This is a genomic window from Clostridium hydrogeniformans DSM 21757, from assembly GCF_000686705.1.
Taxonomy (GTDB): Bacteria; Bacillota; Clostridia; order Clostridiales; family Clostridiaceae; genus Clostridium_Z; species Clostridium_Z hydrogeniformans.
In genome coordinates, this window is record NZ_JMLJ01000003.1 from 37,425 (window position 1) to 51,723 (window position 14,299).

10 protein-coding genes and 1 riboswitch are annotated in these 14,299 nt (G+C 29.4%); of the genes, 2 read left to right on the top strand and 8 right to left on the bottom strand.

All coding sequences use genetic code 11. The annotated features are described in order from the left end of the window. Positions 1–365: 365 nt before the first annotated feature. Together BR69_RS0100170 and yjeM are read right to left on the bottom strand one after the other, a co-directional pair. Entirely contained in the window at positions 366–1,409 is a 1,044-nt protein-coding gene (locus tag BR69_RS0100170; RefSeq protein ID WP_027631357.1) for an ABC transporter substrate-binding protein, read from the bottom strand. Positions 1,410–1,539: 130 nt separating this feature from the next. Next, entirely contained in the window at positions 1,540–3,060 is a 1,521-nt protein-coding gene (gene yjeM / locus BR69_RS0100175; RefSeq protein ID WP_027631358.1) for a glutamate/gamma-aminobutyrate family transporter YjeM, read from the bottom strand. A 638-nt stretch (positions 3,061–3,698) separates the two neighbouring features. Between yjeM and BR69_RS19570 the strand changes: the two genes are divergently transcribed. After that, the gene (locus tag BR69_RS19570) at positions 3,699–4,943 is read left to right on the top strand and encodes a CapA family protein (RefSeq protein ID WP_051623418.1); all 1,245 of its coding nucleotides are present in this window, start codon (positions 3,699–3,701) and stop codon (positions 4,941–4,943) included. Positions 4,944–5,246: 303 nt separating this feature from the next. On the opposite strand, the gene BR69_RS0100185 is transcribed toward BR69_RS19570, so the two are convergent. The 4 genes from BR69_RS0100185 to metF form a co-directional block, all read right to left on the bottom strand. Next, entirely contained in the window at positions 5,247–7,625 is a 2,379-nt protein-coding gene (locus BR69_RS0100185; protein ID WP_027631359.1) for a homocysteine S-methyltransferase family protein, read from the bottom strand. Then, the gene (locus BR69_RS0100190) at positions 7,615–8,298 is read right to left on the bottom strand and encodes a hypothetical protein (RefSeq protein WP_027631360.1); all 684 of its coding nucleotides are present in this window, start codon (positions 8,296–8,298) and stop codon (positions 7,615–7,617) included. The genes BR69_RS0100185 and BR69_RS0100190 overlap by 11 nt, the downstream gene beginning before the upstream one ends. Beyond that, on the bottom strand, positions 8,291–8,758 hold the full coding sequence (locus BR69_RS0100195) for an S-ribosylhomocysteine lyase (RefSeq protein ID WP_027631361.1): 468 nt from the start codon (positions 8,756–8,758) through the stop codon (positions 8,291–8,293). Before BR69_RS0100195 ends, BR69_RS0100190 begins: the two co-directional genes overlap by 8 nt. Positions 8,759–9,026: 268 nt before the next feature. Beyond that, the gene (gene metF / locus BR69_RS0100200) at positions 9,027–9,914 is read right to left on the bottom strand and encodes a methylenetetrahydrofolate reductase [NAD(P)H] (protein ID WP_027631362.1); all 888 of its coding nucleotides are present in this window, start codon (positions 9,912–9,914) and stop codon (positions 9,027–9,029) included. A 143-nt stretch (positions 9,915–10,057) separates the two neighbouring features. Then, a riboswitch (SAM riboswitch) is annotated at positions 10,058–10,168 on the bottom strand. 299 nt (positions 10,169–10,467) lie between these two features. Between metF and BR69_RS0100205 the strand changes: the two genes are divergently transcribed. Then, the gene (locus BR69_RS0100205) at positions 10,468–11,718 is read left to right on the top strand and encodes an NAD(P)-dependent oxidoreductase (protein WP_027631363.1); all 1,251 of its coding nucleotides are present in this window, start codon (positions 10,468–10,470) and stop codon (positions 11,716–11,718) included. A 236-nt stretch (positions 11,719–11,954) separates the two neighbouring features. Here BR69_RS0100205 and BR69_RS0100210 read toward each other — a convergent pair whose 3' ends face one another. Both BR69_RS0100210 and hydA read right to left on the bottom strand, forming a co-directional pair. Beyond that, positions 11,955–12,566, bottom strand: a complete 612-nt coding sequence (locus BR69_RS0100210; protein ID WP_027631364.1) for an acetate uptake transporter — start codon at positions 12,564–12,566, stop codon at positions 11,955–11,957. A gap of 273 nt (positions 12,567–12,839) precedes the next feature. Next, positions 12,840–14,225, bottom strand: coding sequence for a dihydropyrimidinase (gene hydA / locus BR69_RS0100215; protein WP_027631365.1), 1,386 nt, complete (start codon positions 14,223–14,225; stop codon positions 12,840–12,842). Positions 14,226–14,299: the final 74 nt, after the last annotated feature.

Consider the following 14,299-nt stretch of genomic DNA (forward strand, 5'->3'; position numbering starts at 1 on the left):
ATTACATACTATTACATTCAATATCTTTAGTTTATATAACTTTTATGTATTTATAAATAGCTTTTCTCTGTTTTCTTTATAAATTAACAGTAATTTATAAAATTATTTTATTTTTTTATATATTGGAGAGTTTTATATAATATTTTTTCTTTATATTCTTATATATACTTTTCTTAAATCTTCAATATTAAAATCTTTATCAATTACAATAACAAATTGAACTAATTTTTGTTTATTACTCAAACACTTTAATTTCTTTAAGCTTTATATATTTCATATAAAATATTTCTAAAATAAAAGGATTAATACTAATATAAAATTAGCATTAATCCTTAAAAACTATCTTAAAGAAAAAATCTTTTTCTTTAGTTATTAACCTTTACTTCCGTCCAAACCTCGTCATATAATTTAAGCTTATCACCTAGATCCTCATAGTTTTCACATTTATCTAATATTTCTTTTGGAAGATAAGCATTCCTATTATTTCTTATACTTTCTGGTTGAGATTTTTGAGCCTCTTTATGAGGTGTTGTATATCCAACTAAGGAAGCATTTCTTAAGGCTGAATCCTTCTCACACATAAAGTTTATGAAAAGCTCTGCTTCTTTTTTATTCTTAGCTCCCTTTGGAATAGATAATGAATCTACCCAGAAGTTTGCTCCCTCCTTGGGAACTACGTATTGGAGATTAGGATGCTCATCTTGAAGGTTTAATCCTTCTCCTGACCATATTACTGCTAAAGCTCCATCTCCAGCTATCATTCTATCTTTAACCTCATCTTGTACATAAGCAAGTACTAATGGTTTTTGCTTAATAAGTTCTTCCTTTGCCTTCTTAAGCTCCTCTTCATTAGTTGTATTTAGTGAATATCCAAGCCTCTTTAAAGCCATTCCTATTGCATCTCTTTGGGCATCTAATATAAACATTTGCTTTTTATATTTTTCATTCCATAGTATATTCCAGCTATCCACTGGTTCCTTAATAATATCCTTATTATATAATATACCTATGGTTCCTGACATATAAGGCACAGAATATTTGTTTTCTGGATCAAAGGGTCTTCCAAGAAAAGATTCATCTATTTCTTTAAAATTAGGAATATTATTAAAGTTTATTTCCTCTAATAAATTTTCCCTTACCATCTTTTGAACCATATAATCTGATGGGACTACTACATCATAATTTGTTTTCCCTGATTTTACTGATAAGTACATATCCTCATTAGTATCATAGGTAGAATAAGTAATTTTTATATCATACTTATCTTCAAATTCTTTAATTAAGTCCTCATCTATGTTCTCTCCCCAGTTAAACACCTGCAAAGTTTGTTTTTTGTTACAAGCCATAAAACTAAATGTGAAAATTATAATAACACATATAATACCTAATAGCTTAAAAGTTTTTTTCATTAATCTTTCTCCTTCCTCGCCTCATTATATAACATATATGAACTAGGTATTAATAATATAACATTTCACTAATAATTTCAAGTTTTAATAACAAAAAATACTAAATAATAATTTCTATTGTTTATATAATTTATGCTACATCCTTATTAGATTTATCTTTTCTTAAGCTTCTTTCATATCTACTATATATAATAATAGCAAGTAAACTAAATACCAATGGACCTCCTATCATCCAAAGAGTGGAAGATAAGTCTCCTCTCATAGCAGGTTCTATTATAGTAAATAAGTTAGCAAATCCAACAACTAAGGTAATAATTATTGAAGCTATTAAGGCTCCATTATAAGATTTATAAACCTCAAAAGGCTTTATTATATGCTTTTTCTTCTTAAAGGATGAAAAAGCTCCTGATAAGAACATATATGGTATGGTCATGGCTACATTTGTCATAAGTACTAATTTTGAAAAGAACTCTGATGCTCCTTCTCCCCCAAAAGATACAGCTAAAATCATCACTATAACTATTATCCCTTGAAGCTTCATAGCATTTACTGGCATCCCATTTTTAATTTCTCCTATTTTAGATGGCCATATTTTTTTAGGAGTTCCTTCTATTAATTGTTTTAAAGGTGAATAAGCTAGTGTAAAGAAGGCTCCTGTTAAGGCAAGGAACATTGAAAATCCAACAAACCTAGCAACCCATGCTCCTAAATTTAATGAGGCTAATTCACTTAATCCAAGAGAATTTCCTATTTCAAATCCTAGGTTTCTCATCATTACATAGGCTACATTTCCCATATGAACATCATTACTTGATAACACATTATTCCAATTAATAAATATACCACAGAGGAATATACCTACTGCATATCCTATAGAGATTACTATTGCAGCTATGGTAAGACCTTTTGGAAAGGTAATCTCCGGTTTTTCTGTTTGGTCAACTAGTCCTCCTATAACTTCTATTCCTCCAAATCCAAATATTGCAAAAACTAAAAAGGATAACATAGCAATAGGTGACTGATAAGATGGATGAGGTGATTTCACTAAATCTAAAGCTCCTTCTATAGGCTGGGCTAGTTCTCCCTTATTAGCTATAAGAACTATTATTGCTCCTATAAGTAATACTACATTTAAAAGAGCTACAGCAGTACCACCTACAGATGTTATCTTGGTTATTTTTTCAAGCCCCTTAGATGCAGTAAGCGTAACTACTATTATCCAAATCACTCCAAGAATTCCCAGAGTTTGAGTTGAATTTAATCCTAATATACTCCAAGTTGAAGTATTATCTCTTCCAAATATGGTATTAGATAGTGGAATCCATATTGCAGATGCTATATTAACCATCCATATTATATAGGATGCGTACCACATAAAGGTCCCAATAAAAGCATACTTAGGTCCCACGGACTTATCCATCCATGAATATATCCCACCCTTTTCATTCTTAAAGGCAGCTCCATATTCCGCCATCATAAAGGCATAAGGTATAAAGAATGTTACTGCAGCTAATATAAACCACGGTATAGCTCCATATCCCATAAGATAAAATGATCTTGGCATGTTAGCAAATCCAAAAACCGATGTAAATATCATAAGAATTAAAGCTACCAAGTTTAATTTTTTAATTTTTTTCTCATTCTCGCTCATCTTTAGTTCCCCCTAATTTAGATTGTGTCAATGTTAAAATCGCAACACATATTATTATACATAATGTGACATCTAAAGCAATTTATTTTTTAAAAAATAACATTTTTTTAAATTTTATCTCTATTTTATCCACCTTTATTTAAATATTTATAAAAAATCTTGTAATTTCCTTGTTTTTTTTATTATAATTCCACATTAAAACAATTGCATTTTTAAAAATATATTAAACTTTTCTAATTTATTGTTTTTTTATTCTAATTTTTATGAAATAATATATATAACTGGTGTAGTTTCATAAAAAAACTATATTTTTAACATATATTCTTTTTATGATCCTTTCATATTATGCATCTTATATAATCCTCTTATCCCTATGTATATCTTAAATAAAAACTAATTTAATTTCTTATTCTAGTTACCTTATAATTTAAAATCACTAATTTTGACCATTTTAATAATTAACTAGTTCAAAAGGTTAATTTCTTCCCCCCCTAAGGTAAGATACGTAAAATAAATTTAAAAATGCTTCTTATATTTAAATTAAACTCTTGAAAATAGCATAGGTTTATAAACTATACTTTATGGCTATATATAGGATATAAGTATTAAAATCCATATAATAGGTTAGGAGGTATTAAATGAAAAAAGTATATATCGGTTTAATATGTTTCATTATAGCTTTATTTAGTTACTTACTAGTAAATAATAAATCCACATCTAAAGACCTCTCAAGTAATATTAACCCTTCAAATATAAAGCTTGATGAAAATTATATAGATGTGAATCTTACTGCTGTAGGTGATATTCTAGTTCATGAAACCCAATTATTATCCCAATATAACGAAGTTACAAAATCCTATGATTTCACCTCTTATTTTAATGAGATAAAACCTTACATAAGTAACTCTGACTTTTCTATAGCAAATATTGAGACATCCCTTGGAGGAAAAGAAAAAACATATTCAGGTTATCCTTTATTCAATACCCCTGATGAAATACTCTATGCCTTAAAAAAATCTGGTTTTAATATGGTAACTGCTGCTAATAATCATATATTAGATAGGGGAACTGATGGGTTAATTAGAAGTGCTAAAACTATAAAAAATCATAATTTAGATCTTGTAGGTATTAAAGATACTGAAAATTCTAAAACTTATTTAATAAAAAATATAAAAGGAATAAATATTGGATTCTCAAACTTTGTTTTTGAAACTCCAATGAATAAAGGAAATAAAACTATAAACTCCATTGTTCTTGATAAAAATGCTGAAAAACTTATAGATACATTTGACCCTAGCAATATGGAAGAAACCCTAAATAAACTTAAAAAAAGAGTTAATACAATGAAAAAAGAAGGTGCTGAAGTTTTAGTCTTTTATATGCACTGGGGGGATGAATATAACTCTAAGCCTAATGCCTATCAAATCTCCATAGCTAAAGCCTTAAATGATTATGGGGTAGACGTTATAATAGGTAGTCATCCTCATGTAATACAACCTATGGAGTTTTTATATTCTAGTAAAACTTCAAAAGAAACTTTAGTAGCTTATTCTCTTGGGAATTTTATTTCCAATCAAAGATATGATATTGTGAAGAAAGAAGGCACAGAGGATGGAGTAATATTAAACTTTACCATAAGAAAATCCTTAGATGATAATTCCATTAAAATAAATAAGGTAGACTATATTCCTACCTGGGTAAATAAAACCCCTATAGGTGAAGAGAAATATAGTTATTCTATTATTCCATTACATGAAGAAATAAGTGAAATTACTTCTAAATATAATAAGGAAACCTTAGGTAAAATTAATGCTTCTCGTAGAAATACTGTTAATATAATGGAATCCTTTAATAGTAGATTTACTGTAGCACCTTTAAAGTAAATTTATAAATCATAAAAAGGCTTTATTACCCCTATCTAAGTAATAAAGCCTTTTTTATTTTATTATTTTTATATATTTTCTATTTATAGGGATTTAAGTTTTAAATTTAATTTATACATCTGACTAAAGCATTATAAATTAAGTTTATTTTAATGAATAAGTTAATTCTTTATATTAAAACCCTATATATGATTTTGATCTCAGGACTTAACCTGTTCGGTGTTAACTCTTTTAAATGGTGCTGTTTAGCTATTGTATAAAATAAACTTCAACTTTTAAGCCCTATAATACTTTTAAGTAATTTTATTCCTCTGAAAAAACTTTATTTGCAATATTAACTGATTCTTTTGCATCCTTTGCATAAAAATCTGCTTTAATAAGCCTTGCGTAATCCTCATTAAGAACTGCTCCTCCTACCATAACTAAGGAGTCAAGCTTTTCCTCTCTTAATCTTTTAATAGTTTTTTCCATGCTTTTTACTGTAGTTGTCATTAATGCACTAAGCCCCACTAATTTTATCTTTTCTTCTCTTACTTTATTTACAATATCTTCAGTAGCTACATTTTTTCCTAGGTCCACTATTTCAAACCCGTAATTTTCTAGTATCACCTTTACTATATTTTTTCCTATATCATGAATATCCCCTTCCACTGTAGCTAAAAGTATCTTTCCTTTGCTTATAGAACTCCTATTATTTCTTACTAAGCTTTCCTTCACAGCCTCAAAGGCTCCCTTTACTGTTTCACTACATTGTATTAATTGAGGAAGAAATATTTTTCCACTTTGAAAATCATTTCCCACCTGATCTAAAGCAGGAATTAACTCTTCATTTACAATAGAAAGTTCATCTTTAATCTTTAAAAGTTCTTTTGCCGCCCCATAAGATTTATCTTTTAAGCCCCTTTTTATTATTTCCTTTATATCCATATGTTTATTTTCTTTATGATTATTTTCTTTAGATACCTCTACATTAGAGTATTTATTAATAAAACCTTCTCCACCCTTATCCTCATTATTTAATAACTTAAAAGCATTTATTATATTTAACATTTCTTCATCTTTAGGATTTATTATAGGAAGATCTAACCCCCTAGTTAAAGCCATGGAAAGAAAAGTCTTATTTATAAGCCCTCTGTTTGGTAGTCCAAAAGATATATTTGAAACACCTAAGGTTGTTTTTACCCCTAAATTGTTCTTTACCATCTCTATAGCTTTTAAGGTTTCTATAACTTCTTCTTGATTAGTAGATGCTGTTAGGGTTAAACAATCTATTATTATGTTCTCTCTTCCTATTCCATAACTCTCTGCTACCCTTATTATTTTTTCTGCTATTCTATATCTATCCTCAGCTTTTTCTGGTATACCTTTTTTATCTAAGGTAAGCCCAACCACCATAGCCCCATACTTCTTTATTATAGGAAGGATTTCTAAAAGCTTACTATCTTCTCCATTAACAGAGTTCACAATAGCCTTTCCATTATATATTCTAAGAGCTTCTTCTATAACTTCTCCATCACTAGAATCTATTTGAAGAGGAGTATTTATAATAGCCTGTATCTCTTCTATTACTCTTTTCATCATAGCCTTCTCATCTATATCTGGAAGCCCCACATTTACATCTAATATATTGGATCCTTTTTCTACTTGTTCTATAGCTTCTTTTAATATATAATCCATATCTTGATTTTTTAAAGCTTCCTTAAACAGCTTTTTTCCTGTGGGATTTATCCTCTCTCCCACAATATTAACCCCATTAATAAGTATAGTCTTTGAAGAACTACATAGTCCTACAATGTTTTTATTTATAACCTCACAAGGTTTCCTACCCTTTGTAAGTTTATAAAGTTCATTTATAAATTCATCTGTAGTGCCACAACATCCTCCTACTATATTAATCCCTTTAAGAATTAAGGCCTTCATAAATTCCCCAAACTCTTCTTTTCCTATATCATATACAGTTCTTCCATCTCTAACTATAGGAAGCCCTGCATTAGGCTGAACAATAAGTGGAATTGAGGCATAGGAGGTAAGCTCTTCAATTAAGGGTAACATTTCCAATGGGCCTAAGGAACAATTTATTCCTAAAGCATCTACTCCTAAACCTTCCAATGTAATAACCATGGACAAAATATCAGTTCCTGAAAAGGTTCTTCCGTCCTTTTCAAAAGTCATGGTTACAAACACTGGAATATCTGAGTTTTCTTTAGCTGCAAGAACTGCTGCCTTAGCCTCTAATAAATCTGTCATAGTCTCTATAAGAATAATATCTACCCCATATTTTACTCCTATTTCAACTTGCTCTTTAAATATATCATAAGCTTCATAAAAGCTTAGAGTTCCCATAGGCTTTAAAAGTTGTCCTATTGGCCCTATGTCTAACGCTATATAGGACTCACTATTTCCCCTGGCCTCTTTTGCATTGTTAATGGCTGAGGAAATTATCTCTTCCCCTGAATACTCAGAATCCTTAAGCTTTATCTTATTAGCTCCAAAGGTGTTAGTTGTTATAACTTTTGCCCCTGCATTTATATATCTTCTATGGATATCTATTATGGTTTTTGAAGATGTTATATTTAGCTCTTCTGGTAATTCACCAAGCTTTAAACCCATATCTTGAAGCATAGTACCCATAGCCCCATCAAAAACTAATATGTTCTTTCTTATATACTCTTTAACCTCCACAGGTTACCCCCACCTTCCTGAAACTACAGTCTTTCTTTCCTATACAACTTTCACATCCTCTTTCCCCTTTATCTATCTTAAAGTCTGAAACTCCTATAATAGCAGTTACAGATTTCCTTGGTATTAATAGGTTATGGCTAGATGCTGTAAGTCCAATAGCTCTTTCTCCATTTAATGCTCTTAAAAACTTCCCTTGAATATCTATGGTTAAATCACCATAACCTGGACTATATCTCCAGGTTATGGTGTTATTTGATTTTTCCTCTTCTTCCTTTATAATACCTTCTAGATAATCGCAATACTCTTCAACTAAAGTTGTAGCACAAGCGTCTAAAATTAAGGCCCTAGTAAGGTCAAATTTTTCATAATAAGCTATTTTTTTATCCACATGAATTCCTAGGGTTACTGCCATTAAATAAACCTTACTACATTTACTTAAATGATTATATATACTCTTTCCCTTAAGAATTAAATTACTTTCTTCTAAAATAACTTGTCCATCATCCAGGGTAATAGAATATTTATTATATATTCCCTTTATCCTAGCCATACTCTTAATTTCCTCAATTTCTTCATCTATGGTTTTATTTAACTCCTTAGAAAACTCCTGACCTCTATGTCCTAAATATCTTAGAACCTCTTGTTTATCTATATTTAAGATAAAATTATTCATCATCCTCACCATATATATTTAGTGAAAACCCTTGAGTTAGTGCAAGGTTTGCATACTCCTTAGCTCCAAATAAAGATAAGTCTCTATAATTCCCACATTGAAGTTCATTAGCTGCTGGAATTTCAGTAGCATTTAATACCTCTTCTAAAGATTTTTCTAAGGCTACCTTAACCTTAACTGGTTCTACCTCTCCCCAAAGTATTAAATAAAACCCTGTTCTACATCCCATTGGAGATAAATCAATAACAATCTCTCCTAAATTATCTCTTAAATATCCTGCTAGTAAATGTTCAAGTCCATGAATTGCTCCTGTTGGTATTGATTCCTTATTTGGCTGAGTAAATCTTAAATCAAATTTAGTAACCTTGTCTCCTTTTTCTCCTTGAAGTACACAACACTTTCTAACATAAGGTGCCTTTACCTTTGTATGATCTAGTTTAAAACTTTCAACTTTTTGCATTTTTTATTCCTCCTAAAACAAATATTTATTTTTATAATCTTTATTTATGGTAATAATTTTTTTAAGAATAGAAATAATAATTTTAAAATTTTTAATTCCTTTAAGTAAAATTTAGCCTTAGTGACTCTTCTTTAAATCGAATTTTATTTTATTAAACTTATAGGATTTTAATATAAACGCTTAACCCATTTATTTAAAAACATCCTTAATTTATTTTAGAGAAATGTGTAAATTAATTTTCAACTTAAAACCCTATGTTAATATTAAATTATATAGCAATCTTATTGTTTATAGACTTTAATATAGTTGATAAATTTTCATTTATTTTAGTGGCCACATAAACATTATTCATGGTATAAAGGTGAATTCCCTGAACTCCACTTGAAACCAAATCTACTATTTGCTCTGTAGCATAAGCTATTCCTGCATCCTTCAATGCCTCTTTATCATGACCATACTTATCCATAATTCTTAGAAACTTTTTAGGAATATTAACTCTACAAAGACTAGCTATTCTATTAATTTGATTTTTATTTATTACAGGCATAATTCCTGCTTGTATTGGAGCATTTATCCCCTTACTATAACAACTCTCTAAGTATCTTAAAAATATCTCATTATCAAAGAATAATTGTGATATAAAGGAATCTGCTCCTGCCTCTAACTTTCGTTTAGTATTTTCTATTTCTTTCTCTATATTCTTATTCTCTGCATGTCCTTCTGGATAACAAGATGCCACCACCCTAAAATTCCCCTTGGACTTTATATAACTTATAAGTTCATGTCCATATTTAAAATCCCCTCTAGTATTATCTTCTTCTCTAATGTCACCTCTTAATGCTAAAATATTTTCTATATTATTATCCTTTAATTCTTTTAAAATAAAGTCTATCTCATCTTTTGTAGATCCTATACAGGTTAAATGAGCTAAGGCTTCTTTTTTACAAGAATTTTTTATATATGAAGATAACATACAAGTTTTATTGTTCTTAAGACTTCCCCCTGCACCGTAGGTTACACTAAGAAAATCTGGATTAAGGCCTGTAAGCTTGTCTAAAGCACCATATATACTTTCTATAGGTGTTGTATCCTTTGGAGGAAAAACCTCAAAAGAAAAAACTACTTCCTTTTCATTAAACTTTTTACTTATATTCATATAAATTTACCCCCTAAAATGTTACTTATCTTTTAGTTCTGCAACTGAAGCTGGTTATTTTTCATAATAAATTTTGGGAGAAGGATAAAAAAATAAGAGCCTAAAGGATTATCCTTTAGGCTCTTTATCTACACCTTAAGATTCCCTTATCTTTCAGCAATGCTGCAGGATTTAGCACCGTATATATACTCATAAAAGTATATATTGGTTGCCGGGTTTCACAGGGCCAGTCCCTCCACCTCTCTTGATAAGTTATTTAATTTTTATTTTAAAACTAATTATACAACTTTATTATTTTTTTTCAAGAGTAAATTTATATTTTTTTAATTTTAAAATTATAAACCATTAAAATATATCTTTTTAGGTTTAATATATATTAAAATAATAAATTAATAAATATTCTTTCTTCTTAAATATTTTTAATTACTATCATATTGTCACTTTACCCTAAGAAAGTTATAATATAAATATTGTTACTATAAAGATAAAGCATATACTATTTAAATAAAAAACATATGCTTTTCCTGAAACTTTGCTTATAATTACAATATAAATGGAGGTGTATGGTTTGAATAAACTATTAAAAGAAGCTGATAGATGTTATAAATGTAAAAATGCAAGATGTAGTAAAAATTGTCCTGTAAATACCCCAATTCCAGAAATAATTGAATTATTTCAAGAAGGTAAACTTAAAGAAGCAGGGGAAATTTTATTTAATAATAACCCCCTTTCTGTAGTATGTGCACTAATTTGTCCTCACGAAAAACAATGTTTTGGTCATTGTATAAAAGGAATTAAAGATGAGCCTATACCTTTCCATGAAATGGAGTATATAATATCCAATGAATTTCTTAATTTAAAGACCTTTACCCAAAGAGAAAAACTTAATAAAAAGGTTGCAATCATAGGCTCAGGACCTGCTGGTATAACCATTGCTTTTAAATTAGCTCTTAAAGGATATGATATAACTTTATTTGATGCTCATGATGAAATTGGTGGGGTATTAAGATATGGTATCCCAGAGTTTAGACTTCCAAAGGATATTTTAGAAAAAATCAAGATTTTCTTACTTCAGCTTGGAGTTAAAATAAGACCTAATACCTTAATTGGTCCTGTTATTACTTTAGAAGATCTTAAAAATGATGGATATGAATCTATATTTATAGGTACTGGAGTATGGAAACCTAATAAATTAAATCTAAAGGGTGAAAGTCTTGGTCATGTTCATTATGCTATAGATTATCTTAAAAATCCTAAGGTATACAACTTAGGAAATAGAGTTTGTGTTATAGGTGCTGGAGATGTAGCTATGGATGCTGCTAGAACTGCTTTAAGACAAGGTTCAAAGGAAGTATACATACTTTATCGAAAAACATTTGAGGACATGCCAGCAACAAAGCATGAGCTTAATATGGCTAAGGAGGAGGGGGTTAAATTTCAACTCTTAAAATCTCCTATAGAAATTACCGATGAAGGGGTTAAATATTTAGAGGTATCTAGATCTTTAAATGAAGATGGAAAAGTTGTAGTGTCAACTATAGAAGATAGTGAAGGTCTTTTCAAAGCAGATAGTGTAATAGTCTCTGTAAGCCAAGGTCCTAGAGCTAATATAGTTTCTAATACCACTGGTCTTGAAATAAATAAATGGGGCCTTCTAATAACAGATGATGTTGGAAATACAACAAAAGAAGGTGTTTTTGCTAGTGGTGACGTGGTAACTGGAGCAAGGACTGTAGTTGAAGCTGTTAAATACTCTAAAAAAGTAGCTGAAGCTATGGATGATTATATGAAAAATAAAAAATAATTATTTTACTCTCTACAAATACTGTTTAAAATAAAAGTAAGGAAAGCCCATAAGACTTTCCTTACTTTTTATTATAGATAAACCACCTAAAAGATTACTCTTTTAATACATATTAAATAATAATAGCTAGTAATTTAGTTTCAATTATCATATTGTATATCTATTTAAAAGCTTTTAATACTAAAATCTCTTAAATAATAGTACAATATATTTACTCCATTTCTCTATAAATATATTTATTTCTTAAATATTCCAAAAGGCTTTCCTACAGGTAAAAATACTTTTCCAAAGTGAGTATTAAGCACTGCAGCACCACAACCATAAAAAGATAATAGTGATATTATAAGTTCTGAATATGCTGCTATGTGGTGACCTAATTCTGGCATTACTCCTAGTGAATTCATAGTTAAACCTAAAAATAAAAAATCTATAAATAAGAATATTGAAAATAATACCTTATGAGTTTCCATAGCTCCTATGGTCATAAACATAGTAAATATTAAATATCCAAGAAAGGCAAAACCTAATTGTTTTGTATCTGCAGCCGCTGCAAGTCCCTCTCCTAATACACCCTTTTGAATAATCCAAGTAAAGCCCATAGCAAACCAAAAGAAAGCATAAGCTCCAAATGCTGTTGCACCAAAGGTGTTATTATGTTTAAAATCATTTATACATGCAACTAATTGAGCAGAAGCACCTAAAAATATTGCCCAAGGTAAAACTAAAGATACTCCATTAGTAACTCCTAATTTTTGAGAAGATGCTACTAAAGTTATTATAGCTAGTCCAAATAAACCTAAGGCTGAAGGGTCTGCCGTTACTATCTTTACATTATGTAATTCCTTCATATTTCCTCCTTAATTTAACATTTTGTAAATTTTTTCGCTAAATGTCCCTAAGATAGGATATTACAGAAAGCTATTATTGTCAATATTAATCAATATAACATGTTCTATTAATTATTTTAATAAAACATTAGTATATAAATTAACAATTTTATCAATTCCATAAAGTATTAAACAGTCTATTATAGTTTAAATTTTTGTAAAATAAAGAAAAGACCTCACTACTAATCTTATTAGATTTAGCAGTAAAGTCTTAGATTTAATTATTGTTAAGTTTTAATTCTTACAATATGGTTTTCTTTTTATAAACTCTCCATAACCCTTTTCTCCAAAGAATTCATTATCCTTCATTACAACCTTACCACGAACCATAGTAAGTACTGGATACCCTTGAACCTCAAATCCTTCATATGGTGTGTAATCCACATTTTCATGAAGAATATCCTTAGTTATAGTTACTTTTTTCTCTTTATCTATTATTACTATATCTGCATCTGATCCAGCCATTATACTTCCCTTCTTTGGATATAATCCAAAGATTTTTGCTGGGTTTGTACTTATTACTTCTACAAACTTATTTATGGATATTCTATTCTTCATTACTCCTTCTGAGAATAAGAGAGGAACTCTTGCTTCTACACCTGGTGCTCCATTTGGACATTTAGTAAAATCATCTTTTCCAAGCTGCTTTTCTTTATTGAAGTTAAAAGGACAATGGTCAGTGGCTACAACCTGTATAGATCCATCTCTAATACCATCCCATAGAGCTTCTTTATTATATTCCTCTCTTAATGGAGGACTCATTATATATTTTAACCCTTCATTATTTGGAAGGTTATATCTTTCTTCATCTAATAATAAATACTGAGGGCATGTTTCTGCATAAACATTTTCTTGTCCTCTTTCCCTTGCCATTTTTATATAATCTAACCCAAGCTTACAAGATAAATGAACTATATATAAAGGTGAATCTGAAGCTAATGAAGCTAAATTTAACATTCTATTTATAGCCTCTCCTTCGCACTCTACAGGTCTACTCTTACTGTGATAAATAGGAGCCTTTAATCCTTTTTTTACAAAATCTTCTCTTAAATAATTTATAGTATCGTTGTTTTCTGGATGAACTGTTACTATAGAGCCTACTTCCTTTGACTTAAGAAGTACCTTAAAAGCCTCCTCATCACTTACCTTAAATCCATAAGTTAAGTAAAATTTATAGCTTGATATTCCTTCTTTAACTAGTTCCTCCATATCGTTTAAAACTTCATCATTCACATGTTGTATAACTCCATGAAAGCTGTAATCTATTACTGCCTTATCCTTTGCTAATTTATGATACTCATTTATTTGATGATTAAGTTTACATCCTACAGGACCAAATCCTATATGATCAACTACCGATGTGGTACCTCCACAAGCTGCTGCCCTTGTTCCTGTATAAAAGTCATCTGCTGCTCTTGCTATTCCCACATCTAAATCAAAATGAGTATGTACATCTACTCCACCAGGTATAATAAATTTTCCATTTGCATCAATAAGTTCATCTACTTCCATATTTAGATCAATGCCTATTTCTTTTATAATTCCATCCTCAATATAAATATCACCCTCAAAAACATCGGAAGCCGTAGCTATAGTCCCGTTTTTTATTAAAGTCCTCATCTGTCTTCCCCCTTATTTAAAATACAATATAAAATATATACTAAAGCTAGACTTTTAATCTTCCTCATACATTA

Coding starts and splice junctions, on each gene's coding strand:
- BR69_RS0100170 (WP_027631357.1), bottom strand. CDS start 1,409: ATGAAAAAAACTTTTAAGCTATTAGGTATTATATGTGTTATTATAATT.
- yjeM (WP_027631358.1), bottom strand. CDS start 3,060: ATGAGCGAGAATGAGAAAAAAATTAAAAAATTAAACTTGGTAGCTTTA.
- BR69_RS19570 (WP_051623418.1), top strand. CDS start 3,699: ATGAAAAAAGTATATATCGGTTTAATATGTTTCATTATAGCTTTATTT.
- BR69_RS0100190 (WP_027631360.1), bottom strand. CDS start 8,298: ATGAATAATTTTATCTTAAATATAGATAAACAAGAGGTTCTAAGATAT.
- BR69_RS0100195 (WP_027631361.1), bottom strand. CDS start 8,758: ATGCAAAAAGTTGAAAGTTTTAAACTAGATCATACAAAGGTAAAGGCA.
- metF (WP_027631362.1), bottom strand. CDS start 9,914: ATGAATATAAGTAAAAAGTTTAATGAAAAGGAAGTAGTTTTTTCTTTT.
- BR69_RS0100205 (WP_027631363.1), top strand. CDS start 10,468: ATGGAGGTGTATGGTTTGAATAAACTATTAAAAGAAGCTGATAGATGT.
- BR69_RS0100210 (WP_027631364.1), bottom strand. CDS start 12,566: ATGAAGGAATTACATAATGTAAAGATAGTAACGGCAGACCCTTCAGCC.
- hydA (WP_027631365.1), bottom strand. CDS start 14,225: ATGAGGACTTTAATAAAAAACGGGACTATAGCTACGGCTTCCGATGTT.